Origin of the sequence: Rummeliibacillus sp. G93 (assembly GCF_023515935.1) — a bacterium.
GTDB classification, from domain to species: domain Bacteria; phylum Bacillota; class Bacilli; order Bacillales_A; family Planococcaceae; genus Rummeliibacillus; species Rummeliibacillus stabekisii.
In genome coordinates, this window is the sequence record NZ_CP097314.1 from 2,875,893 (window position 1) to 2,900,084 (window position 24,192).

Consider the following 24,192-nt stretch of genomic DNA (forward strand, 5'->3'; position numbering starts at 1 on the left):
AACCAACAACTATTTTCTAACCGAATAGGCCGCTGATACCATCAATGATTTTTTTAAAGAAATTTTTAACGCTTGCCCAGAATCCTGTGTCATTTTTTATATCATCATTGATTTTAGACAATTTATCTTTTATATTACCGCTTAAATCATTTAATTGAGATGACCATTTGCCAAAATTGATATCGAGATTACTAATTTTGTTCATCAAGTCGATTAGTAATTGACGGTCTTTATCGCTTAAACTGATTTCTAATTTTTTCAGTTGTTCATCGACAATTTTAGCTACATCTTCTTTTGTAGCTGGTTTTTGCTCTGCAATTTGCTTTTTAATTTCTGTTAACAATTCACCAACCTTTTTATCGTCCACATTGGAATTTTGGGCAATATCCGTCGCTACAGAAAGTTCTTGGTTGGCTACATCTGTCCGTTCAGGGTCTAATTTTTTACCTGTTGTAACTTCATACGCTTTATAGATTCCAGCCAAAGCAGAGTGGCCTGTTACCTTTTTAGGTGCCGCTACTTCAACTGTTGCGTCTTCGATACCTGCAGTCAACATTGCGTTAGAATACATATCCGAAGTGACTTCAGTGATATTTTCTGGGGTTACAATATTAATAACTAGTCCGCTGCCTTCATTTTTAGGCGTAATTTTTGCAGAAGAATATAGGCGTGCACTTGCATTTCCATTTTCAATATATTTAGCAATATCCGCACCGGTAATTGTAATTTCTTTTATACCGGAATTGCCGGAAACCCCCAAACTACTTTTTACGCTTGCTTTTTCACTATCTGAAAGGCTACCGCCATAAACGACAATAGGATCCCCTAATTTTTCATTGACAACTTCACCCGATGAATCTGTTGTACTTGTGCTGGCATAACTTTTAATAGGTGTTGCGATAGCAGTAGTCAAACAGAACGCTGCCAAAACAGCTACAAGTTGTTTTTTCATTATTGTTCCTCCTCCAATTGGTTTGTATCCTACTTACCCACATCTTCTTTCAATGAGGCCTACTAATAATACGCTAAAAAGAGCAAAAAGTTTCTGGGTTGGCCACCGAACCTTTTTGCTCTATTGCTATTACTTTATAATGGTCCATCCATCTTCTTGTGTCACACGGCCACTTTTCATCAGTGTACCTAATGCACGTTTAAATGCACCCTTGCTCATGTTAAACATTTCTTTGACTTCTTCAGGTGAAGATTTATCGCTAAATGGCATTTTCCCGCCTACTTCTTGCAGATATTTATAGACCTCTTCTGCATCCTCTGATAATCTTTCATGAACACGTGGTAGCATGGAAGCATTAATCGTTCCATCTTCTTTTACCTCAATGACACGAACAGAGATATCTGCTCCAAGACGTGGCTCTTTCTTACGTTCAGATTCATGAACAAAGATACGGTATGGCTTATCAACGCCAAGTAAAAATGTACCGACTGGTAATAAGCGATATGGACGTGCAAGGATATTTTGGTTGAACAGCTCTGGTTCAGCATCCTCATACATTTCCAATACTTTCTCTTCTGTGATCAAACGGCCAAAAAGCCCTCCCTCACGATCAGTTCGCAAAGTGATATATATATGATTGCCCGGCTCTGGCCATAATGGCTTTAACTTCGGCAAGTCTTCAGCAGGAACTAACACCTCTCGTGATGTGCCAATATCAACATAAGCCCCTTCACGGTCTTTAACATGTAGTACACGTGCCCATCCGTATTCTTCTTTGCGAATATGCGGAATGGCAAGCGTTGCAGCTAAATTCCCTCTTCGGTCAGCGAAAAGAAATACTTCTACCTTCTCATTTACCTTTAACTCTGTCGTTGTTTCAGATGCATTCAATGGAATTTCTATTTCGTCATTAGTTAAGATATATTGAGATCCGCGCTGTTCTTTTACTACTAATTTTACAACGTCTCCAGATTGTAGTGATGCCACCTATTCTAACTCCTCTCTTTAATTAGGAAATCATTCTGCTGGGCTGGTCTTTAAGTCTTTCAGCTTTTGAATGAATTCAGGGTTTTCTTCTAATACTTGATTTAAATCTGCAATGCATTCGATTGAATTCCAGCTCAAATGATGTTCGATTCCCTCCACATCATCATAAATCCGTTCTTCCTCTACACCAATCAACCGTAAAAAATCTTCAAGCAAGCTATGCCTTTCCACTAGGCGCTTTCCTAGCTTTAACCCTTTCGGCGTCAAAGATAAGCCTCTATATCGTTCGTATATTAGATAACCATCTTTATCAAGTTTTTGTACCATTTTGGTAACAGAAGAAGGAAGAACTGACAATGCTTCCGCGATGTCCGATACACGCGCATATCCTTTTTGGTCAATTAGCAAATAGATTTGTTCGATGTGATCCTCCATACTCGGTGTCGGCATCCTTTTACCCTCTCTTTCAGTATCTATCTCTCTAGTTTACTACATGAAAGTCTAAAACGTAACTTGTAGAACTATTGCGAAAGGTTTTAACTCAATCTGCTGGGGTGGATTTTGGCATATACGCATGTATCGCGCAAACTCTTGCCATCAGCTGAGAAAGAATCCTGCTTCATAATGCCTTCCAACTCAAATCCTGCACGGCTAGCGACGGCACGGCTGCGAGTATTATCTGAGTCACATCGTATTTCCAACCGATTAGCGCCTAACTCTTCAAAAGCAAATTGTACAATTCTTTGCACGGCTTCTGTCATATATCCTTTTCCCTCATATCGCATATCCAACCAGTATCCAATCTCAAACTTAGGAATTTGCCAATTAATATTATGCAATCCTGTAGAGCCGATATATTGGCCGCCGTCCTTTAAAAACACATGCAGTCGTAAGTCTTTTCTTGCGATAAAGTTTGCAATTGCTTCCCGTATATTTTCCTTTGTCTCTTCTTTTTTAGGTGCTTGCTGAGCCCATTCCATAAATGGCTTCAAGGTTTTTGCAGAGTAAGAGATTGCCTCCCAAACAGCATCTGCATCTTGCATACGGGGCATTCGAATAATCAATCGTTCAGATTCAAAACTGTCATCGAAATCCCATGTTTCTTTATAATCAACCTCATCACTTTTACCTTCGTCGTCCCAGCTTACTGGCGTTGTTTTGCCTTCTAAGTAATCCTGGCGAGTAATGCCATATGTAATAGCATCATAGTAGTCATCTTCTTTTGGGACATACCATGCCTTGCGAAGATGAGCTTCTTTTACGAAACCAGCATTTTCAAATGTTTTCCGCATAGCAATGTTATCTTGCCTAGTATGGCCTTCAAGTCGAATTTTATTGCCGGGCAACGAAAAAACATACTCGCTGACCAATCGCAATGCTTTGGTGCCATAACCATGGCCGCGCCATTTTTCGCCAATTCTTAGATCAAATAGTGGGATATCATCCTGCAAATCATATATTTTTACCATACCTACTTGGATATCTTCATCATTAACAAGCCAAAAGGTTTTTGATTCATCCGATTCGTAGCCGCCCTCGTCAATCGTCTTTTCGATTAACTCTCTGACTGGATGCGAATTGATATGATATGGCCATACATTTGTTGTCATAAATTCAATTAGTTGTTCTTGCTCTTCCATTGTCCACTCAATTAATTTCAACGCAACAACCCCCTAGGCTACTATTATAGCAGTGACAAATAGGTTTAATAAATACCATGAAATAATTTGTTCTATTTACTGTTGACTATGAACATTTTGGCATTAGCTGAATAGTCTTTTATCATTATGAAAAGGCATAAGAGAATTTTCTCTTTATGCCTTTTTTTCATGCACTATTCTATAGTACCTTAAAACCTTAGCCTATTTGCCAACCAAACGTTACGAAAGCAATCCCAGCAAGCAATGTAAGTGCAGGGTATAAAAACACCCCACGATGATTTCCTTCCTGCATCAAGCGAACTGTATCAAATGCGAATGTTGAGAATGTCGTGAAAGCACCTAAAAAGCCTGTTGCAAAGAAGGCGGAAAGCAATTGTTGATCAGCTGCTATATGAAGAGCCAAACCCATTAAAAATGAGCCTAGGCTATTGACGATAAAAGTAGCCACATAATATGGCTGCGTCAACCTTCCCATCCATAATGTAACCATATATCTGCTTAGAGCACCCAATGCTCCACCTACAGCTAGTATCAGCCATATCATGAGCGTTCACCTGCTTTCTTACGCCCTATTCCCATTAGATAGCCAAATGATGCGAGAATTACGCATAGAGCCGTCATCAACACTGCATAGATTACAGCGGTGAGTGCATGATGCTCCATCAACTTTAGCCAGCTTGCTGAAAAGGTGGAAAACGTAGTGAAAGCTCCAAGCATTCCTGTTGTCAAAAAAAGCTTCCATCTTGCATATTTTGAAGTGGTCGCAAAGAGGCCATTTAATACACCCATGGCAAAACTGCCCACACCATTTACGATCCAAAGCAGCCACTCGGCAGACACAGAAATCATGACACCATAACGCATCCATGTGCCAACAATGCCGCCAAGCATCACTGCCGCTATATTCTTAATCATTTTATACTCACTACTTCGCCTTTAAAATTAATGTTTGACCGTTTGGTACTTTGCCTTTTATCACCGTTTCATGATAAGTGCCATTTACCCAATCGTCTACTTGGTCATTATACCATACGGATTTGACGTGGCCACTTTGTCCCGGCCCCACAATATGATAGGCTTTGGATAAATCGCTTAAATCAGCTACAAAACGCCATGAAGCACCGTGATTGACGATTCCGTTTTGGTCTGGCGCTGCTGCTCTAACTGTCACTTTTGACCCCGCCACAGGCACTTTCTTAGAATCGAGTACATACGCTAATACTTCAGAAGCAGAAGATATCGGATGCTTAAATTGGACCTGGTGCTCTTCTCCCCATTGCCATTTTGACATGTCATCCCCGTATGTTTCCTTTAAATCCTTCACTGACTTTTGCAGGGCCTTTGTAACAAGCTCATCTACTCCGCCTGCTTCATCGACAAATTCTCCTGGTTTCCCTTTATATGCCTGCCGTAATAATTCATCTGTGATATTATATTTCCCTGGCATCATAGCATACACATCTGCTGGCATTGCCTGTTTAAATAATCCTTCCTGTATAGCGATCATCCAATGTTGGAAGATAAGCGGCGCTGCTTGTGATACAGTATCGTTGTAATCCCATTTTTCTAACAGCTCTACCGCTTTGCTTTCCTTCCCTTGTTTCTTGACTGAAGAAATCATAGACGGCAAAAATTCTTTGGCATACAAATTTTTTGTATCCATCTGAATGTTTTGCATATCTTCTGCTGTAAAGTCATCTTTCTCTTCTAGCATCTCCACAATCCGTTCATACCGATACGGCTGTGCCCAAAAGTCTGTAATGTGATACGGATAGCCGCTGCCGACCACTTTATTATTGGCGGTTGCAATATAGCCTGAATCCGGATTGACAACCTTTGGCAACTTGTCATAGTCGATATAGCCCTTCCATCCATAATCCTTTGAGTAGCCAGGCACAGGGAACTGGCCATCTCCTCTTTTGCGAATAGGAATTAGCCCATTTGCTTTATAGGCAATCGTGCCGTCCTTTGCGGAAGCAAAAACAAAGTTTTGCGCAGGTGCTTTAAAGTCTTTCAGTGCTGTTTCAAATTGATGCCAATCCTTCGCTTTATCCATATTTAAGATGGCTTGCAATTCTTGCGTTGATTGCAATGCTGTCCACTGCATAGAAAAGACGGCGGTCGGCTTTTCCTTTTTAAAGGCGAGGTCAGAGATGATAGGTCCATGTCTCGTGACAACGACTTCATAGTCGACTGCCTTTTGCCCTTTTACTTTTATTTTTTCTTTACGTACTTCTGCCTGCTCCCATTTGTTTTCATACTTAAATTGTGTAGGATTGTCTGGGTTTGGCATTTCGATATATAAATCCTGGACGTCTGGCCCCACATTTGTTACGCCCCATGCAATGTCTTCATTATGTCCGAGGATAATCCCTGGGATCCCTGCAAAAATAACACCGCTGACATTTTGTGATGGTGAGGACAGATGCATTTGATACCAAATCGAAGGCGTACTAAGTCCTAAGTGAGGATCATCTGCCAACAATGGCTTGCCGCTCTTTGTTTTGTCCCCTGACACTACCCAGTTGTTACTGCCGTTGAATTCATTTGGTATAAGTGATGTATCGAATTGATTCGACACCTTTACCGGATGTTCAATATTTTCTTCAATAATAGATTTGGCATTTTCAGGATAATGAATCATTAATTCTTGTACTTTTTCTGACGATAGCTTAGTTAGCGCCCAGTGCCGGAATGCCAGCATATCCCAATGACCGCCTAAATCATACGCCATATATTTCCCGATAGTTAATGAGTCTATTTCCGTCCACTGCTTTGGTTGGTAGCCAAGTAATTTAAATTCGTATGGCAGCTTTCCTTCCTTTTTTGCATACTGGATATAATCATTCACGCCCTCTGCATACCATGATAATACTTGCTTAGCTTCATCAGAGTAACCGTCTAATGATTTTTCTGCTGCATCTCTAAGACTGAATGTTCGGAAAAATTTATCCGTTTGTATGGCTTTTTCTCCTACCACTTCTGATAGCATACCGCTCGCCTGTCTTCTAGAAAGATCCATTTGGAATAGACGATCTTGTGCTTGCACATATCCTTGTGCCCGATACAGATCTTCATCGTTCTTTGCTTTAATATGAGGAACACCTTTTTTATCTCTAGTGACCGTTACATCCTGTTTTAAACCTGCGACTTCTACTTTCCCTTCAATTTGCGGCTTCGATTTGTCGACAAAGGCATCTAATAATAATGCCGCCGCAATAATAAGAACAATAGCCACACCGCCAGCTATTAAAAGCCATTTCCATATACGTTTCCCTTTTTTCATACTTCATCCCCCTTATCTTCTCTATATTCCTTCCCCGCCCCCCATATCCCTTTAAATATGATGAAATTTTGCGTCTTAGAAACTGTAGTTAAAAGTCTATTATTTGCTATGTAAAAAAACCGAACTATATGTGAAATTCAACATCACATTGGTTCGGTTTACTGTAAGTATTCTTTTATACAAAAAGTATAAGCATTTAATTTTTCGGTCTAATCCTGAGGGGATTCAGCTCAAGCTTTTTTCCGCAAGAGACACCGTACTCCAATGCATGCCATTGTAAATATGTTCATCATTGAAGGAAGAATATTTTATTCTGTTCTAGTCTCAACCATTTGGTCAATATTCATTTCTAGAAGAACTGGACAGTGGTCACTTCCTGCTATTGCATGATGGATGTCTACTTTTTTTATAGATTCCTCAAGCCTTTTAGAGATAATAAAGTAGTCAATGCGCCAGCCAATATTTCTTTCCCTTACTTTGTTCATATATGACCACCATGTATAACGATCTGTTGCTTCAGGGTAAACAGAGCGGAATGAATCGACAAAGCCGCTGTTTAATAGTCTCGTCATTCGGCCTCTTTCTTCTTCTGTAAAACCAGAGTTCCCTATGTTGGCTTTAGGGTTTTTTAAATCGATTGATTGGTGTGCGACATTCAAGTCACCACAGTAAATGACAGGTTTCTTTTCATCTAACTCTTTTAAGTAAGCACGCAGTTCATCTTCCCATAGCAGCCTATACTCCAAACGAGCCAGATCCCGCTTCGAATTCGGTGTATATACATTTACTAAGTAGAAGTTTTCATATTCCAATGTAATAATTCGGCCTTCGTCTTGTGTGTCTGCATCGCCAACACCATAACTGACTGATAAAGGTTCATGTTTAGTAAAAATGGCTGTTCCTGAATACCCTTTTTTCTCCGCATCATTCCAAAATTGATAATACCCAGGCAAATCGATCTCTACTTGCCCAGTTTGGCATTTTGTTTCCTGGATGCAGAAAAAATCTGGTTCTTCCTGATGAAAATAGTCAAGAAACCCTTTCTTCAAGCATGCGCGAATACCATTGACGTTCCATGATATAAATTTCATCCTATAAAACTCCTTCAAAAAATATAGATTTTGGAAGAATACAATATTCCTCACTAGAAAAGACATTTCCCCTGTTTATTTCATGCTAACCCATCTATAAAAATAGACGCCCTCCATGGTATAACGGAAGGCGTCTTCTTAACATTATATCTAGTCTTATTTTACATCCTCGCCGACAATTTTAACTTCTGTTTCAAGATCTATGTTGAATTTCTCTTTTACAGTACGCTGAACCATACGGATTGTCTCAATATAATCCGTTGCTGTCGCATTGCCTTTATTGATGATAAAGCCGGCATGTTTTGTGGATACTTCTGCTCCACCCACACCTTTACCTTGCAAGCCACTATCTTGAATTAGCTTGCCTGCAAAATGACCTGGGGGGCGTTTGAATACACTGCCTGCTGAAGGAAATTCAAGAGGCTGCTTCGACTCTCGCTTGTATGTTAAATCAGCAATCGTTTCATCAATAGTTGCTTGGTCGCCTTTCTTCAATTCAAAAATGGAAGAAAGCGCGTAATAACCCTTCTTCGCAATAATGCTTTGGCGATAGCCGAGTTCTAACTGTTCCTTTGTCAGGTTTAATATATCGCCACTTGGCGTCATGACCTTGCAGCTGACGATTACATCATTAATTTCACCGCCATATGCACCTGCATTCATTGCCATCGCTCCACCTACCGAGCCTGGAATACCGCAAGAAAATTCAAGGCCACTCAATGATTGCGCGGCAGCTGCTCTTGATACATCGATGATCAGTGCTCCAGCTTGAGCATACACGGTCGTCCCTTCAATACGGATTTCATCCAATTTAGAGAGGTTTAGAACAATTCCACGAAGGCCTCCGTCACGGATGACCATGTTTGATCCATTTCCTAATAGAAATAGAGGTACGTCATGCTGGTGGGCATACTTGACAACTTCTGCCGCTTCTTCTTCAGTGGAAGGCATAACAAGCAAATCTGCATTGCCGCCTAGCTTTGTCATTGTGTATTTATTAAGTGGTTCATCTATTTTGATATCATCGGGATTTACAATCGTTTTTAAATCATTCATCCATTGTTCTTTCATCTCCGAAAGTCCATTCCCTTCATACTTATTCATAACTAAGTATGAATAACGAAGGCCCATTTTACAAGTAATATTCTTTGGCTAAAGCAACCGGAACATGGGTTGAAACTTTCTCTAGGTCTATTCGTATAATAAATTGAAATACATATTATAGGATTATTGTAAGGGGTGGCAGGAATGATATTAGAAGAACAAGGATTTAGCTTATTTACGATTGTACCGATTATCGTTGGCATTGGTTTTGTGATTGTAATCGGTATTTTAATTATCAGTGCAGCCAAGGGGCTGAACACGTGGACAACGAATAATAACTCACCTATCCTCACTGTTCCTGCTGCAATCGTAGCCAAACGTACCGAAGTTAGCGGCGGAGGACATGATACAAGTGCCAGCACAAGCTACTATGCGACATTTGAATTAGAAAACGGAGAACGAGTTGAATTGCGGGTGAGCGGTAAAGTATATGGTTCTTTTGTTGAAGGAGACAATGGTACGCTGACATACCAGGGAACGCATCTATCATCAATTTGAACGAAAACTGTAATTTAGCCCTAACCGTTCAATAATAAGTAAAGCACCCCCAAAGCTAGAGTTATCTCTAACATAGGAGGTGCTTTTTATTGTTCTATTTCTAACTTGTTGCTTACGCTTTAACAGCCATTTCAACTAAACGATTAGCTGCTGCTTTAACTTCTTCTAAACCGTCAGCGATGATTTCTTGTGCTTTAGCAGGCATTGCATTATGACCTTCGATAACAACTTCTTCGATAATGTCCATACCGAAAACGCCGCCAAATACATTACGCATATAGTTAACAGCCATTTCCATAGATGCCATTTCTGGAGTAGAATAAATGCCACCACGTGCGTTTAGCAAGATAGCCTTTTTCTCAGGCATTAGGCTAATCATATTACCTGCTTCATCGTATTTGAATGCAAAACCAGCTGCATATACATAGTCGATGAAAGTTTGTAATTTAGCAGGAATAGTCAAGTTCCATAGAGGGAATGCAAATACGACTACATCAGCAGCTGTAAGTGCGTCCATTGCTTTTTGTTTAGCAGCAAGTGTACGTTGTTGAAGCTCAGACAACTCTTCACCATTTTGCAATTTACCAAAAGCATCTAGTAAATCTTGACCGAAATAAGGAGTATCTTCTTCATATACGTCATATACAGTCACATTTAAATCAGAACCTTTTAAAGTTTCCATAAATGTTTCATACATTTTGCTTGATATAGCTTGATCCGCTGGGCGGTTATTTGCTTTAACAACTAATACGTTTGTCATTAGTCACACACTCTCTTTTCGTGTAATATTATATCTCAAATTCAAGATATTTTAATTTTAATGTAAAACCCATCCGAAGTCAACGAATGGGTTTTCATACTTTTGACTGAAATTTTTAGAAATCACAATGATCGTCTGTGCATATTCCCTGGCCATCTTGCCCCATCATTTTTAATGTAGGACGAAGATTTTCTTCCTCTGCGACTTGTTGAATTGCTTTTTCGAACACTTCATTAGGTTGAGCTCCTGAGATCGCATACTTCCCATTCAACACAAAGAATGGAACCCCTCTTACGCCAATTTGGGCTGCTTCTTGTATATCTCGCAATACGTCGTCAGCGAATGAGCCATTTGCCAAGACTTCCTCTGCGTCCTTGCGTTCGATACCTACTTCTGCGGCCAACTCAACTAATGTATCCGTTAAGCCAATTTCCTTCGCTTCGATAAAATAGGCACGAAGCAAACGCTCGCTCATTTCGGCCCCTAACCCTTTGGTTGCTGCATATTTTGCAAGGCGATGTGCCTTAAATGTATTCGCAGGTTTTAAGTGGTCGTAATCATAATCCAAGCCCAATTCCTTCGCACGGGCAATGATGCCTTGTGATTGAATTTTTGCTTGTTCTACTGTCGTGCCATATTTCTTTGCAACGACTTCATACATGCTTTCATCTGATGTATCTTTCGATTCAGGACTAAGCTGGTAGCCTTTAAAGACAACTTCCACTTGATCCTTAAATCCTGTTTTATTCAATGCATTCTCTAATTCTCGTTTACCTATATAACAAAATGGACATACATAATCTGACCAAACTTCTATTTTCATCATGATCACCTCGCCTCTATTGTATCTATCACTTCATTCAAAAGGCAATTTTATTGCCCGGCCGTTCAATCCATGACAACTAAATGTTTAAACTTCATATGAATAACACAAACTAGGAAAAAACAGGAGATTATACATGTATAAATCACTTTGGCTACAACAACCAACAGAGCATTCAAAAGCTGCACTTGGCGAATCAATCGAAACAGATGTATGTATTATTGGTGGCGGATTAAGTGGCATAATGACTGCCTATCATCTGTCTAAAGCAGGAAAAGACGTAGTATTGCTAGAAGGAGATTCCGTATTGGGAGGTGCAACCGGCCATTCTACCGGGAAACTGACAGCTCAGCACGGTGCCATCTATCAAACACTGATCAAGCAATTCGGAAGTGATGGGGCTTCTCTTTACTATAAACTCAACCAAAAGGCTGTTTCTTCGGGATTCGATTTAGTAGGCTCAGATGTCATCCAGCCCTCTACATCTATCCTGTATACACAGGAAGAGTTTAATAGAAAGAAGCTGGAAGACGAATGGGATGCCTATAAACAGTTGAATATTGCTGGCACAATGAATCCGAAGAGTGAAATCCCTTATCCAACGAAATTGTCTGTTTCAATGACAGAGCAAGCCCAAATCCATCCTGTTCGTTTTGGTCGTGAAATGCTTGCTAAAGCCATGGCTGCAGGAACGAAGGTTTATGAGCATACGCGAGTTCAGCATGTGGATATTCAAAATAAAAAGGCGACAACACATAGCGGACATACGGTTTCATGCAAAGATTTAGTCATTGCATCTCATTACCCCATTGAAGCACTTAGGGGACTGCATTTATTTAAATTAGAAATCAATCGTTCTTATATTATTGCTTTTAAAACACCCGACCCTTATAAAGGGCAATATCTTTCAGTTGATACCGCTGTAAGATCTATACGAACAGCACTGATTGACGGTGAAAATTATTTGTTGCTTGCAGGGCCAAGTCATAAAGCAGGCACTAAATCGGATACGTATAAATATTATGATGAGATTGAAGCAGAGGGACATGACAGATTCGATGCAAAAGATATTCCTTTTAAATGGTCGGCACAGGACCCTGAGACACCTGACTTGCTTCCATATGTTGGACAGCTTGGCTCTGGGACTCCACACGTCTGGATTGCGACAGGTTTTAGAAAATGGGGAATCTCCAACTCTCTTGTCGCAGGACAGCTAATTAGCGATGGCATATTAGGTACCCCAAACAAGGGCTTAGATCTTTATTCGCCTAGCCATACAAAGCTAGGCACTGCACTCGCACAAGCTTTAAAAATCGGCAGCCAAGTAGCAGTTGATTTTGTAGGTGGCTATATCACTCGAACTTCTACTCCTCGCTGTACACATATGGGCTGTAAAACCAGATGGAATGAAGCGGATGAAACGTGGGATTGTCCGTGTCATGGATCCCGTTTTTCAAAAGAGGGCTTGGTTATAGAAGGCCCTGCCGTTGACCCGCTTGAATTGTGAAAAAAAAGAGCTGACTCTCTTGTTCCAGGGAGTCAGCTCTTTATTTTTAGCCTAATACTTCAGTTAGTGTTGGGACGATTTGTTTTTTACGTGATACAACACCTTTTAATACAATACGGTTGTTTTCTAGCACTGAACGGAATGCAGGAGCAGCTTTATCTGCAACCTTACCAACCGGTACAGCAACAGAGTCATTGTTTAGAATGTCTGTGACTACAAAGAAGAACAAATCTAACTCTTTATCTTGCACTTCTTTTTCTAACAATTTTTCTAACTCTTCTTGGCGATCAAGGACATCGTTGATATCTACTGCGTTTACTTGCGCAATCACAACTTTATGGTCGCCCATTGCGAATTCTTTCGCATCTAATGATAATAAGTCTTCCAATGTTTTATCACTTAGGTCGGCACCTGCTTTCAACATAGCAAGTCCATATTCTTCTGCATTCACATTTGCTTTTTCTGCTAATTCTTTCGCTGCTTGCACATCTTCTTCTGTGCAGGTAGGTGATTTAAATAGCAATGTATCAGAAATGATAGCAGAAAGCATTAAACCTGCATAGTTTGCAGGAACTTCTACATTTTTTTCTTTAAAAATTTTATTTAAGATGGTTGCTGTACATCCAACTGGCTCAGCACGATAATACAAAGGATCAGCCGTTTCGAAGTTTGCGATACGGTGGTGATCGATTACTTCAAGTACTTGTACTTCTTCTATATCATTTACAGATTGTTGGCGCTCATTGTGGTCGACTAAAATGACCTGTTGTACTTCTGGTGTCGCTTTTTCAATCAAGCGGGGTGCATCAAAGCCGAATTTTTCTAATGCATAAGCCGTTTCATTGTTTAGCTCACCTAAGCGAACAGCTTCAGCATCGACGCCGATTTGTTGTTTTAAATATGCATACACTAATGCAGATGTAATTGTATCTGTATCAGGGTTTTTATGTCCGAATACTAGGACGTTACTCATGTATATATTCCTCCCAAAATGAATTACCGATTCTTTTTTTATTTTATCAAAAAGATAACATATAGTCGCTAGATTCGCACAAAAAAGATGTTCCCTGTCCATAGCCAGGAAAACAGGAGCAAGTCATCATCATTTCGCACGATAAACCTTTTCCTTCACTGTATAACGTTCAATCGCAGAATGATTGATTTCATAGCCTATTCCCCGTTCTTTTGAAATGCTAATATAGCCATTTTTCACCGTAATTTCAGGTGTGATGATGTCCTCTTCCCAGTAATGTGCAGAGCCTGCTGTATCTCCTGGCAGCGTAAAATTAGCCAGCGTAGATAAGGCGATAGCGTGTGCCCTTCCGATACCCGCCTCAAGCATACCACCGCACCATACTGCCATCTCATGTTTAGCACACAAATCATGGATACGTTTTGCTTCCGTCAGGCCGCCTACTCGGGCATATTTGATGTTCATCACTTTACAGCTTCCAAGATCAATCGCTGCCTCAGCATCTTCGTATGAAGTGATGCTTTCATCTAGACAGATAGGTGTTTTTAACTGACTTTGAAGCTTCGCATGCTGCACAATATCATTTGCGCCTAGCGGCTGTTCAATCATCAACAAACCATATTGATCTAGTTCTTGAAGCAATGCTAAATCATTAAGCGTATAACATGAATTGGCATCCGCCATTAAAGGGACATCTGGATATTCATTTCTAATCGCATTAAGCAGTGCAATATCCTCGCCTGGTTTAATTTTCACCTTTATACGTTGATAGCCAGCTTCTAAAGCATCCTCAATTTTTTGATAAAGCTGCTGATGTGTAGGCTGTATGCCGATACTCACTCCAACAGCCACCTTTTCTTTTTGTCCGCCTAAAGCGGTTGCAAGAGGAATAGATTGCTTCTTAGCATAAAGATCCCATATCGCGGTTTCCAACGTAGCCTTAGCCATGTTGTTACGACGGATACTGCTAAAGATTTCGCTGACCATATCCGGGTGATGAATCTCTTTGCCCATAATAAGCGGTAGTAGAAAATCCTCTAGTACATGCCAGCTCGTTTTCATCGTCTCTTCCGTATACCAAGGCACTTCAAATGCGACGCCTTCTCCATATCCGATAAAACCATCTCGATCCCTTGCTTCAAGAATAAGAAATTGTTTATCCTGCACGCTACCAAAGCTGGTTTTAAAAGGAGATTTCATCCGCATTTTTAATTGGCGGATCTTAACTTGTTCTATATTCAACTTTAAACTCACCTATATTCGTTTCATTATTTGACTGTTGAACCAGTTGCTTTTAAAACTGATCTCGTTAGTATTTCAACTCCAGGCAAAAGCCGGGCATGGTTGAATGTCATATCAGGGTGATGTAGCCCTGGGGATAAACCACACCCTAATCCTAGCATAGTAGCTTTAATATGTGGCCTCAATTTGCTGTAAAAATGGAAGTCTTCCCCTCCAGGTGTAAAGAGGGCAGGCCTTAGTTTTTCTTCACCGACAGATTCTATAATTGCGTGTTTTAGAATCTCTTCCGCTTCCTCATTTACTTTCGCTGCCGCTATATCAGTCAAAACCTTTAACTCAATATTTGCTTCATATAAAGTGCTAACTCCTTTAACAATGCGCTGGATATCTTTATATAACTCTTGCATGCCTTCGTTCGTTTGAGCTCTTACATCCACATTGATGAATGCTTTGCCGGGTATGATATTGCCTGATCTGCCTCCAGCCTGGAAAACCGTTACCTTTGCGGAATAGGGAATCATTGAATCGATACGAATGGATTTTAAAGCTTCCACTAGGCTGCTCCCCACTTCGATTGCGTTCTTACCTAAATGCGGCCTTGCAGCATGGGCTTCAGCACCATAAATTTCCGAGGAAATAGTCATGGATGCACCATGATGGATGGCCGGCGAAAAAGTGCCATCTTCGAGCTCCTGTATAGGACGCAAATGTACACCAAACAAATAATCTACATCATCGATCAACCCCCGTTCCACAAAGGAAAGAGCCCCTTGTCCCTTTTCCTCAGCCGGTTGGAATAAAACACGCAAGGTTCCCTTCCACTCGACTGACAACTTTTTCATAAGAAGTAGCACCCCAATAATCATAGTCATGTGCCCATCATGTCCACATGAATGATTGGCTCGCATTTCCCCGTCTACTTCCTGCCAAAGGGCATCCATATCTGTCCTTAAACCAACAACAGGCTTGCCTTCCCCGATCTCAACATACAGACCCGTACTGTCTTTTAATGTATGGACCTTATAACCTTCTTCTTGCAATAACGATTCAATATATTCTGTTGTGCGGTATTCCTCCCACGCGATTTCCGGATTAGCGTGCAGATGTTGAAATATTCCCTTGAGCTTCAACTCTATTTCCTTTAACTTTTCTTTCATCATACCCCATCCTTTATCGTTAAATAGCCTTTCTTGAAATTGACGGACATGCATGTAAATTATAAAAATAAATCGTATAAATTAACGAATTTCGATGTATTCACTTTCAATAAACTATTACTCCTTAAGGAATTGTATTTGCAATTATTAGGATTTATGCCCTGCTGTTACATAAGGCAAACCTATCGGAAAGTCTCGAGGGGATTGGGGTCACTCACTCCTCTATTACAGACACTCAACCAATTATTCAGGTCACTCACGATGAAATTACGGTCACTCGTCTCGATTAGGGCCACTCAACTACCTTTTTTGGTCACTCACTCCTCTATTACGGTCACTCAACCAATTATTCAGGTCACTCACGATGAAATTACGGTCACTCGTCTCGATTAGGGCCACTCAACTACCTTTTTTGGTCACTCGCTGCTCTATTACAGACACTCAACCAATTATTCAGGTCACTCACGATGAAATTACGGCCACTCGTCTCGATTAGGCCACTCAACTACCTTTTTTGGTCACTCGCTGCTCTATTACAGACACTCATCCGATTATTCAGGTCACTCACGATGAAATTACGGTCACTCGCCTCGATTAGGGCCACTCAACTACCTTTTTTGGTCACTCGCTCCTCTATTACAGACACTCATTCCTCTATTACAGACACTCACGTCATAATTACAGATACTCAGCCTTACTAATTATCTCCGCTCAGCAGCATAAGCAGAAAAAAGCTTGCTGACCCGCTATTCCTGATCAACAAGCTTTTCCTATTTATGAACTAAAACTTTCTTCTTGTAATTCTCTTTTTCTTTCCAATTTCTTAACGATATATATACTGATCTCATAAAGAAGAACCATCGGTACGAGTACCAACAATTGGCTCATAAAATCAGGTGGTGTTATAAGTGCTGAGAAAACGGCCATAATAACGTAAGACCATTTTCGAATATTCTTCATCGTATCCGATGTTAGAACACCTATTGTCGATAAAAACATAGCAATAATCGGTAATTCAAACAATAATCCAATTGGGACTGTCGTCATGATGAGATAGCTCATGTACTGAGCTGCTGAGATCATTACGTTGAAATTCGATTCGCCTATTCCTACAAGGAAATGGTAGCTAATTGGGTTAATGACAAAATAGCCGAAAGCCACCCCTAAGAGAAATAACAGAAGCATAACTGGCGAATATAAACCAAGAAAACCTTTTTCGTTTTCTTTTAAACCCGGTTTTATAAATGACCATATAAAGTGCATTAAGAATGGCAATGAAAGTCCTACAGCAACTGTTGTAGAGATGGACATATAAAATTTAACAACTTCAAGAGGCCCTAAGATGACTAAGTCGTGCCCTCTTGTTACATACGGAAGCCATTTGTTGACTGTCGCAAATACAAGAATAAAGAAAAAGAGAAAAACAGCTAACCCTTTGATAAGTTGTTTTCTAAGTTCCGCCAGATGTTCAACAAATGCTTCGCTCGTATCCCTAAAGGAGCTTTCCAATCCCTGCTCCTCTTCGATCTCGAGAGAGGCGGAAGGAGCTGGGGAGACGGGCTCAACAGCCGCAGCTTCTTCGCTCCCTTCGTATTCGCTTTCGTCTAATTTATCCAAAGGGCTAAGTACTTTCTTTTTATTTTCTTCATACGGATCCATACGAACACCCTCTAATTAAATTTCGTTTTTATCCTTTACTTTGACAGTTGTGATCGTTTCCTTTTTAGGTTCTTCATGTTCATCCATTAGGCCTTGAGTAGATTTTTTAAACTCAGAGAAAGTTTTGCCTACTGCAGAACCAATCTCCGGCAATTTTTTTGGACCAAAAACGATAAGTACAATGACTAAAATAATGATTAATCCAGGAATACCAATGGCGCCTATGCCCATGATGCATCACTCCTTTTATTTGATTTTTGATTTAGCTTTAGAGAAGGTTATTGGTTAAACCAAAGATCCACCTTTTTTGCTATACTTGATAATCCCTTCAGAACAGCGAAGCGCTAAAGCGCCAACAGTGTCAGTAGGGTTATAACCTGAGTTATTCGGGAATGAACCAGCGCCCACTGCGAATAGATTTTCGCAATCCCAGTGTTGTAAGTAATTATTAACTACCCCATCCTCAGGTGTTTTACTCATTACAGTACCACCTGTGTTATGTGTTGATTGATAAGGGACGATGCTGTAATCCGTTAGATCTGCACGAACTTCTACTTTTTTGGCATCCATTTGTTTTAGAATATCGCCACATTTTTTAGAAATAAAGTGGTGCAGTTTACGATCTTGATCAGTAAAGTTATAGTTTACTTGCAATAAAGGCACGCCATATGCGTCTTTATATTTCGGATCCAATGTTAAGTAGTTTTCTTTATGTGCGATTGAAGCACCTTGTCCACCAACAGACAATGAACGCGTATAGTTTTGGATTGATTCTTTCTTAAACTCAGCTCCCCATGTCGGTGTATCGGCATGCGTTGGGTTGTTCCCAATTGGACGTAAACCAATTTGGGTTAATGCAATATTCGCACCGTGAATAAAACCTAGTTTAGAGTGGTCAAAGTTATCGCCATTAAAGTCATCTAAACATTCACCTAGCGCACCAGCACCCATAAATGTATTAAATTGCTCATCGTAAAAACCAGTTGCACCTGGCATAATTTGATAGCAATAATTACGCCCTAAAGTTCCTTTACCTGTATTCGGGTCATACATAGTACCAATTTTAGAGATCATCAGCAATTTAGCGTTATTCATCATAAATGCGCTGAGAACAACCACATCTGCTGGTTGAATATATTCTTCTCCTGTTACAGAATCAATATATCTTACGCCTGTTGCTTTATTTCCTTTAGTAAGAACTTCTACAACATTTGAGTTAAAGCGAATTTCATATTTACCCGTTTTTAATGCTGCTGGAATAACACTTACTTCCGGCGTTGCTTTCGCGCCATACTCACAGCCAAAACGTTCGCAGAAACCACAATATTGGCATGCATTAATATTTTGATCATATTGGTTTTTGTACGGTGCAGATAGGTTCGCAGATGGCATCATGTACGGGTGATACCCCATTTTTTTAGTTGCAGTCTCGAACTTTTTCAACAGAGGTGTCTTTTTCATCGGCTTTGTTGGATAATCATCTGATCGTTTGCCACCAAGTGGATTTTTTTCACCGCTAATACCGGCTATTTTTTCAAATTTATCGTAGTATGGCTCTATTTGATCATAATCCATCCCCCAATCTTGCAGGATGTAATCGGATCCTAAGAAATTCTTTCCATACTTTTTATCAGTAATAGATTTAATTTTAAAATCATACGGTAAGAAACGGAATGTTTGTCCATTCCAGTGAGTACCAGCGCCGCCTAGCCCTTCACCCAACAGGAATGAACCTAGTTGGCGCATCGGCAAAGCTTGTTGTTTACGGTTGTTACGGAAGGTAACTGTTTCTTTTGATAAATCTTGCATCAATTCATATCGAATAGCATAACGGTATTCATCGTGGACGTTCGCAAAGTTTTTGGTTCCACGCTCTTTACCTCTTTCCAAGCCAACTACTTTCAATCCTGCTTTTGTACATTCTGCGGCTACAATTCCGCCTGTCCAGCCTACACCGACTGTTACTACATCAACCTTTGGCAATGTTTTCGCCATAATCCATACCCCCTATTAATGCATACCTAAAGATTTTGGTGCAATTTTTTGGAATCCCTCTTTTTCAATCACATTGATATAGGACATTTGATGTCCAGGGAAACCTTTCATCTTCCATCCTTCCATATTGCGATTGCCTCCATATAGAGGATCGGCATACGCGCCCTCAATGGTTGCTGACCGGAGCAAATTAAAGAAGAATGCGGCAGATACGCCTTTCATCTTCACCTTATCTTTTTGGAATGCCGTTAAAATCACGTCACGCTCTTTATCCGAAATATCAGTAAAACCTTTTTTATAGCGTTTTTGCGCTTCTTGTTCCAGCTTAGAAACGCCTTCAGAGAAAATCTCTGCTCGCGTTAAACGTGTTTGATAGCCTTGCGTTGGGGATCCATCATGGAAAGGTCCTTGCATATATTCTTTCGAATTACTGCCATATTGACCTGCCAGCTGACGGTCAATAAAATAAGGGACGCCAAGATCAATAGCTCCGCCACCTAAATCATCCTTTGGAAAAATACGTTCCGTAGCAGCCGCTAAAACATTAAAATCTGCATCTGTTGTAAAGTACATCTTCCCTTGGCTAGTCTCAGATGTTTTGTTCGAATGTGACTGGTTAGTTTTAGACGGTGCGGCAGTTTTTTTCGAATTGTAGCCGATCAAGCCACCGATTAAACCTCCGCCGATCAAAGTTCCTGTTGCAATACCAGTTGTTTTCAAGAAATCCCTTCTTGAGATATCTTTTTGATTGTCATTGCTCAATTTGTTACCTCCCTTAAATACATAAAATTACATAGCAATTTATTGAATAAAAAATTGCTCTTTAAGGTAATTTGTTCCCTTTTTGTTTCGAATTTAATCTTTCTAAATAAAAATAATTACAAAAAAGGACTAGCAACCTATGCTAGTCCCTAAAAATTACTTTTTAATTAATAATTGTTTGCTTTGTTTCCTTTCCAAGTACAATTACAGCTAAGATACCGATTAATATAGCAAGGCAGAAGATAGAGAATATCCAACCAATCGATATGCCTCCTGCCATTAGTGATCCAACAAGCAAAGGTCCAAAGATGCCGCCTAACCTCCCTACCGATGCTGCCATGCCGACACCTGTGCCCCTTATCACGGTCGGATATTGTTCTGGTGTATAAGCATAGAGTGCACCCCATGCTCCGAGGTTAAAGAAAGAAAGTAGCATTCCCGAAACCATTAAAAGCCAAGTGCTATCAGCCAGACCAAATGCTAGTGAACTAAATGCCGTGCCTAGCAGGTACACAGAAAGCACCCATTTCCTTCCCCACTTTTCAATCAGCCAAGCAGCTGTAAAATAACCTGGCAATTGAGCTAATGTCATGATTAATACGTACTCAAAACTTTTTATCAGGCTAAACCCTTTTACCACCATAACGCTCGGAAGCCATAAGAAAATACCATAATACGAGAATACAACCGTAAACCATACGATCCACAGCATGATTGTTTGCTTTGCATAAGGTTTAGACCAAACAGCCGCTAAATTTTGTAGCACGCTTCTTTTCTCTTTTTTCTCCTCATACTGTGGCGAATCTGGCAAACGGAGACGAAGGTAAACTGCGTATAATGCTGGAAGCGCCGTTAACAACAATGCAACACGCCAGCCATAATGCGGAATGACAAAATATGAAATTACCGCTGCAAGTAGCCAGCCTACTGCCCAAAAGCTTTCCAGCAATACGACTACCCTTCCTCTTTCTTTCGCTTCCACACTTTCAGATACCAATGTGGATGCCACTGGGAGTTCTCCTCCTAGTCCCATACCAATCACAAAACGTAATGCCATAAAAATGGCTAGTGAAGAAGCAAATGCAGATATTCCGCTTCCTACTGAAAAAATGATTAATGTCCAAACAAAGACAGACTTACGGCCGACACGATCTGCAAAAATACCAAATACTAACGCTCCTACGGCCATGCCGATCGAGTTAATGCTACCAATCCACCCCATCTGTTCCGAGGTTAACCCCCAATCGCTTGCAAGTGCCGCAATAACGAAAGATAAAATACCTACATCGAGTGCATCAAATAACCATCCTACACCTGCAACGCCCAATAATTTATTGCGCGAAACAACTTGTGCATTTACTGCTTGTTTCATTCTATTCCCATCCCCCATTAAGTGTCTTTACACGTGTAAACATTCATATGTATTTACTATACAACATCAGTAAACATGTGACAATATCTTAAATATTTTACGAAATTTTAGAATATTGATAGGATAGCATTGAAAGCAGGTTCTTTTTTTGATAAAGTGTCTCTTATACATAAACAACTGTATTTTTAGAAAGTACACCACTTTGCACTTACTAAGGAGGAATTATCATCATGACCGCTATATGGAATGGCTTGCTTCATCATTACAAGGAATTTTTGCCAATCAACAGCAATACACCGCTTTTAACACTTCACGAAGGAAATACACCATTAATCTATCTTGCCAAATTATCTGAAGAGCTGGGGATTGATTTGCACGTAAAGTTTGAAGGTTTAAATCCCACTGGTTCCTTCAAAGACAGAGGAATGGTTATGGCCGTGGCTAAAGCGGTAGAAGAGGGAAGCAAATGCGTAATCTGCGCCTCTACCGGCAATACTTCTGCGTCTGCGGCTGCCTATGCGGCACGAGCAGGCATTGAGGCTATTATCGTGATTCCAAAGGGTAAAGTTGCTGCAGGCAAATTAGCGCAAGCCTATATGTACGGCGCAAAAATCATCGAGATTGATGGCAATTTTGACGAGGCATTGCAACTTGTACGCCAAATCAGTGATACAACAGCCGTAACCTTAGTAAACTCGGTCAATCCCTATCGTTTAGAAGGCCAAAAAACAGCAGCTTTTGAGATTTGCGATGCATTAGGAGACGCACCAGATATCCTAGCTATTCCGGTTGGCAACGCAGGTAATATAAGCGCATATTGGAAAGGCTTTAGAGAATACGCACAGAAAAAAGGTACATCTCTTCCAAGAATGTTTGGTTATGAAGCGGAAGGGGCTGCCGCCATTGTCCGAGGCGAACCAATAGCACATCCTGAAACAATCGCTACGGCCATCCGCATTGGAAATCCAGCCAGTTGGCTATTGGCAGAAATGGCACGCGATGAATCGGACGGTAAAATCAGTGCTGTGACTGATGAAGAAATTCTAAATGCCTATCGATTGATTGCCTCTAAAGAAGGTATTTTTGCTGAACCTGGATCAGCCGCATCTATTGCAGGTGTCTATCAATCTGTAGCGGATGGTTCTATCGCAAAAGGAAGCAAGGTTGTAGCGGTCCTTACAGGCAATGGATTGAAGGATCCTGACACAGCTGTCAGTGCATCCTCTGTCAATGTGGTAACACTTTCGAATAACGAACAGGAAATCCGTGAGTATATCGAGGGACTACTATGAGCAAAACATGGAACATACAAGTACCGGGCAGCACAGCGAATCTAGGACCAGGCTTTGATTCAATTGGAATTGCACTAGGACTATATTTAACTTTAGATGTAACATTAAGTGATCAATGGGCATTTGATCATCAATCAGTTCATTTACCTCAAAAAATAAATACGGAAGACCATTTAATCTATCAAAGCGCAAACTATGCAGCATCATGCTATGGTGCCATACTCCCCTCCTGCAAGGTGATTGTACAAAGCGAATTACCCTTGGCTCGTGGTATTGGGAGCAGTGCGGCTGCCATTGCTGCAGGGGTTGAATTAGCTAATCAACTTTGTGAATTAAACTTAACATTAGAAGAGAAATGCCGTATTACTACTGATTTAGAAGGACACCCAGATAATGCTACGGCATCCCTCTGCGGTGGACTGACAATCGGGGCTATGTTGCCGAATGGAGGACTAAGCCTGCTGAGTGTAAAAGAAATAGATATAGCCTTCGCCCTTTTCATCCCAAATGTAGAGCTTAAAACGCAAGAAGCAAGGGATGCCTTGCCTTCTACTTTTGACCGAGGATATGCTGTACAAGCAAGTGCCTATGCTAATGTATTAACAGCCGCCCTATTAATGAATGATTGGAAACGTGTAGGTGAAATGATGGAAGCTGACTTGTTCCATGAACCTTTCAGGGCAAATATAATTCCCTATTATAATAAAATTAGAGAACTGGCGAAGGAAAATGGAGCTTACGGGACAGCGATCAGCGGAGCAGGTCCAACCATGATTTCTTTAGTTCAACCTGAAGAAGTAGATGAATTTGTTGAAAAGATGCGTCCTCACCTGCCGGATTATGAGATAAAAGCTGTTTCCATTGATCGAAATGGGATTCAACTAAAAGTATCAGAGTATATTTAGAATGCAGTAAGGGGCTAGCCATATTGGCAACCCCTTTTTTCGTTATTAATAAAATAACAGAATGACTCCAAATAAAAAGCAGGAAACAACAAAGACAGCATAGAGACTATAATTATCAAACACAATATTGAATATGACAAAAAAGATAGATCTAAACAAACTAGCG

At 40.4% G+C, this 24,192-nt stretch carries 23 protein-coding genes; 4 read left to right on the forward strand and 19 right to left on the reverse strand.

Annotated features, from left to right (window positions below; translation table 11 throughout):
• Window positions 1–16 precede the first annotated feature (16 nt).
• The 9 genes from M2M59_RS14495 to murB form a co-directional block, all read right to left on the reverse strand.
• On the reverse strand, window positions 17–952 hold the full coding sequence (locus M2M59_RS14495; protein ID WP_066790317.1) for a DUF1002 domain-containing protein: 936 nt from the start codon (window positions 950–952) through the stop codon (window positions 17–19).
• Window positions 953–1,081: 129 nt separating this feature from the next.
• Entirely contained in the window at window positions 1,082–1,939 is an 858-nt protein-coding gene (locus tag M2M59_RS14500) for a CvfB family protein (protein WP_066790319.1), read from the reverse strand.
• Window positions 1,940–1,969: 30 nt separating this feature from the next.
• Entirely contained in the window at window positions 1,970–2,389 is a 420-nt protein-coding gene (mntR, locus tag M2M59_RS14505; RefSeq protein ID WP_066790320.1) for a transcriptional regulator MntR, read from the reverse strand.
• An 86-nt stretch (window positions 2,390–2,475) separates the two neighbouring features.
• Window positions 2,476–3,600, reverse strand: coding sequence for a GNAT family N-acetyltransferase (locus M2M59_RS14510; protein WP_066790321.1), 1,125 nt, complete (start codon window positions 3,598–3,600; stop codon window positions 2,476–2,478).
• A gap of 196 nt (window positions 3,601–3,796) precedes the next feature.
• Window positions 3,797–4,144, reverse strand: a complete 348-nt coding sequence (locus tag M2M59_RS14515) for a fluoride efflux transporter FluC (protein ID WP_147197103.1) — start codon at window positions 4,142–4,144, stop codon at window positions 3,797–3,799.
• Complete coding sequence (locus tag M2M59_RS14520; RefSeq protein ID WP_249774948.1) at window positions 4,141–4,515, reverse strand: fluoride efflux transporter FluC; 375 nt, start codon at window positions 4,513–4,515, stop codon at window positions 4,141–4,143. The genes M2M59_RS14515 and M2M59_RS14520 overlap by 4 nt, the downstream gene beginning before the upstream one ends.
• A gap of 10 nt (window positions 4,516–4,525) precedes the next feature.
• The gene (locus M2M59_RS14525) at window positions 4,526–6,886 is read right to left on the reverse strand and encodes a penicillin acylase family protein (protein WP_147197099.1); all 2,361 of its coding nucleotides are present in this window, start codon (window positions 6,884–6,886) and stop codon (window positions 4,526–4,528) included.
• A gap of 308 nt (window positions 6,887–7,194) precedes the next feature.
• The gene (locus tag M2M59_RS14530) at window positions 7,195–7,977 is read right to left on the reverse strand and encodes an exodeoxyribonuclease III (protein WP_147197097.1); all 783 of its coding nucleotides are present in this window, start codon (window positions 7,975–7,977) and stop codon (window positions 7,195–7,197) included.
• A 156-nt stretch (window positions 7,978–8,133) separates the two neighbouring features.
• On the reverse strand, window positions 8,134–9,048 hold the full coding sequence (murB, locus tag M2M59_RS14535) for a UDP-N-acetylmuramate dehydrogenase (RefSeq protein ID WP_147197095.1): 915 nt from the start codon (window positions 9,046–9,048) through the stop codon (window positions 8,134–8,136).
• A gap of 177 nt (window positions 9,049–9,225) precedes the next feature.
• Between murB and M2M59_RS14540 the strand changes: the two genes are divergently transcribed.
• On the forward strand, window positions 9,226–9,579 hold the full coding sequence (locus M2M59_RS14540; protein WP_249774949.1) for a DUF2500 domain-containing protein: 354 nt from the start codon (window positions 9,226–9,228) through the stop codon (window positions 9,577–9,579).
• 112 nt (window positions 9,580–9,691) lie between these two features.
• Here M2M59_RS14540 and M2M59_RS14545 read toward each other — a convergent pair whose 3' ends face one another.
• Entirely contained in the window at window positions 9,692–10,339 is a 648-nt protein-coding gene (locus M2M59_RS14545; RefSeq protein WP_066790332.1) for an FMN-dependent NADH-azoreductase, read from the reverse strand.
• 115 nt (window positions 10,340–10,454) lie between these two features.
• Window positions 10,455–11,162, reverse strand: coding sequence for a DsbA family oxidoreductase (locus tag M2M59_RS14550; protein WP_147197158.1), 708 nt, complete (start codon window positions 11,160–11,162; stop codon window positions 10,455–10,457).
• Window positions 11,163–11,298: 136 nt separating this feature from the next.
• Between M2M59_RS14550 and M2M59_RS14555 the strand changes: the two genes are divergently transcribed.
• Window positions 11,299–12,669 carry an FAD-dependent oxidoreductase gene (locus M2M59_RS14555; protein WP_249774950.1) on the forward strand — a complete coding sequence of 457 codons (1,371 nt, stop codon included), beginning with the start codon at window positions 11,299–11,301 and terminating at the stop codon, window positions 12,667–12,669.
• Window positions 12,670–12,715: 46 nt separating this feature from the next.
• On the opposite strand, the gene M2M59_RS14560 is transcribed toward M2M59_RS14555, so the two are convergent.
• From M2M59_RS14560 to M2M59_RS14595, 8 genes are all read right to left on the reverse strand, one after another.
• Entirely contained in the window at window positions 12,716–13,642 is a 927-nt protein-coding gene (locus M2M59_RS14560; RefSeq protein WP_249774951.1) for a manganese-dependent inorganic pyrophosphatase, read from the reverse strand.
• A gap of 129 nt (window positions 13,643–13,771) precedes the next feature.
• The gene (gene menC / locus M2M59_RS14565; RefSeq protein ID WP_249774952.1) at window positions 13,772–14,884 is read right to left on the reverse strand and encodes an o-succinylbenzoate synthase; all 1,113 of its coding nucleotides are present in this window, start codon (window positions 14,882–14,884) and stop codon (window positions 13,772–13,774) included.
• 26 nt (window positions 14,885–14,910) lie between these two features.
• The gene (locus M2M59_RS14570; protein WP_249774953.1) at window positions 14,911–16,041 is read right to left on the reverse strand and encodes a M20 peptidase aminoacylase family protein; all 1,131 of its coding nucleotides are present in this window, start codon (window positions 16,039–16,041) and stop codon (window positions 14,911–14,913) included.
• Between the two features lie 774 nt (window positions 16,042–16,815).
• Complete coding sequence (gene tatC, locus M2M59_RS14575) at window positions 16,816–17,700, reverse strand: twin-arginine translocase subunit TatC (RefSeq protein ID WP_147197083.1); 885 nt, start codon at window positions 17,698–17,700, stop codon at window positions 16,816–16,818.
• Between the two features lie 15 nt (window positions 17,701–17,715).
• On the reverse strand, window positions 17,716–17,931 hold the full coding sequence (gene tatA / locus M2M59_RS14580; RefSeq protein ID WP_173668486.1) for a twin-arginine translocase TatA/TatE family subunit: 216 nt from the start codon (window positions 17,929–17,931) through the stop codon (window positions 17,716–17,718).
• A gap of 54 nt (window positions 17,932–17,985) precedes the next feature.
• A complete protein-coding gene (locus M2M59_RS14585) occupies window positions 17,986–19,695 on the reverse strand; it encodes a GMC family oxidoreductase (RefSeq protein WP_147197081.1) in 1,710 nt (569 codons plus the stop codon).
• Between the two features lie 15 nt (window positions 19,696–19,710).
• Entirely contained in the window at window positions 19,711–20,457 is a 747-nt protein-coding gene (locus M2M59_RS14590) for a gluconate 2-dehydrogenase subunit 3 family protein (RefSeq protein ID WP_147197079.1), read from the reverse strand.
• Window positions 20,458–20,620: 163 nt separating this feature from the next.
• Window positions 20,621–21,829, reverse strand: a complete 1,209-nt coding sequence (locus tag M2M59_RS14595; RefSeq protein WP_249774954.1) for an MFS transporter — start codon at window positions 21,827–21,829, stop codon at window positions 20,621–20,623.
• A gap of 239 nt (window positions 21,830–22,068) precedes the next feature.
• Between M2M59_RS14595 and thrC the strand changes: the two genes are divergently transcribed.
• Both thrC and thrB read left to right on the forward strand, forming a co-directional pair.
• Window positions 22,069–23,121, forward strand: coding sequence for a threonine synthase (thrC, locus tag M2M59_RS14600; RefSeq protein WP_249776032.1), 1,053 nt, complete (start codon window positions 22,069–22,071; stop codon window positions 23,119–23,121).
• Window positions 23,118–24,026 (forward strand): homoserine kinase, encoded by a 909-nt coding sequence (gene thrB / locus M2M59_RS14605; protein ID WP_249774955.1) that lies wholly within the window; start codon window positions 23,118–23,120, stop codon window positions 24,024–24,026. The genes thrC and thrB overlap by 4 nt, the downstream gene beginning before the upstream one ends.
• Window positions 24,027–24,192: the final 166 nt, after the last annotated feature.

Excerpts from the sequence above, each read along its gene's own strand:
- M2M59_RS14495 (WP_066790317.1), bottom strand. The coding sequence starts at position 952 with ATGAAAAAACAACTTGTAGCTGTTTTGGCAGCGTTCTGTTTGACTACT.
- mntR (WP_066790320.1), bottom strand. The coding sequence starts at position 2,389 with ATGCCGACACCGAGTATGGAGGATCACATCGAACAAATCTATTTGCTA.
- M2M59_RS14515 (WP_147197103.1), bottom strand. The coding sequence starts at position 4,144 with ATGATATGGCTGATACTAGCTGTAGGTGGAGCATTGGGTGCTCTAAGC.
- M2M59_RS14520 (WP_249774948.1), bottom strand. The coding sequence starts at position 4,515 with ATGATTAAGAATATAGCGGCAGTGATGCTTGGCGGCATTGTTGGCACA.
- M2M59_RS14525 (WP_147197099.1), bottom strand. The coding sequence starts at position 6,886 with ATGAAAAAAGGGAAACGTATATGGAAATGGCTTTTAATAGCTGGCGGT.
- M2M59_RS14530 (WP_147197097.1), bottom strand. The coding sequence starts at position 7,977 with ATGAAATTTATATCATGGAACGTCAATGGTATTCGCGCATGCTTGAAG.
- murB (WP_147197095.1), bottom strand. The coding sequence starts at position 9,048 with ATGAAAGAACAATGGATGAATGATTTAAAAACGATTGTAAATCCCGAT.
- M2M59_RS14540 (WP_249774949.1), top strand. The coding sequence starts at position 9,226 with ATGATATTAGAAGAACAAGGATTTAGCTTATTTACGATTGTACCGATT.
- M2M59_RS14545 (WP_066790332.1), bottom strand. The coding sequence starts at position 10,339 with ATGACAAACGTATTAGTTGTTAAAGCAAATAACCGCCCAGCGGATCAA.
- M2M59_RS14550 (WP_147197158.1), bottom strand. The coding sequence starts at position 11,162 with ATGAAAATAGAAGTTTGGTCAGATTATGTATGTCCATTTTGTTATATA.
- M2M59_RS14555 (WP_249774950.1), top strand. The coding sequence starts at position 11,299 with ATGTATAAATCACTTTGGCTACAACAACCAACAGAGCATTCAAAAGCT.
- M2M59_RS14560 (WP_249774951.1), bottom strand. The coding sequence starts at position 13,642 with ATGAGTAACGTCCTAGTATTCGGACATAAAAACCCTGATACAGATACA.
- M2M59_RS14570 (WP_249774953.1), bottom strand. The coding sequence starts at position 16,041 with ATGAAAGAAAAGTTAAAGGAAATAGAGTTGAAGCTCAAGGGAATATTT.
- tatC (WP_147197083.1), bottom strand. The coding sequence starts at position 17,700 with ATGGATCCGTATGAAGAAAATAAAAAGAAAGTACTTAGCCCTTTGGAT.
- tatA (WP_173668486.1), bottom strand. The coding sequence starts at position 17,931 with ATGGGCATAGGCGCCATTGGTATTCCTGGATTAATCATTATTTTAGTC.
- M2M59_RS14585 (WP_147197081.1), bottom strand. The coding sequence starts at position 19,695 with ATGGCGAAAACATTGCCAAAGGTTGATGTAGTAACAGTCGGTGTAGGC.
- M2M59_RS14595 (WP_249774954.1), bottom strand. The coding sequence starts at position 21,829 with ATGAAACAAGCAGTAAATGCACAAGTTGTTTCGCGCAATAAATTATTG.
- thrB (WP_249774955.1), top strand. The coding sequence starts at position 23,118 with ATGAGCAAAACATGGAACATACAAGTACCGGGCAGCACAGCGAATCTA.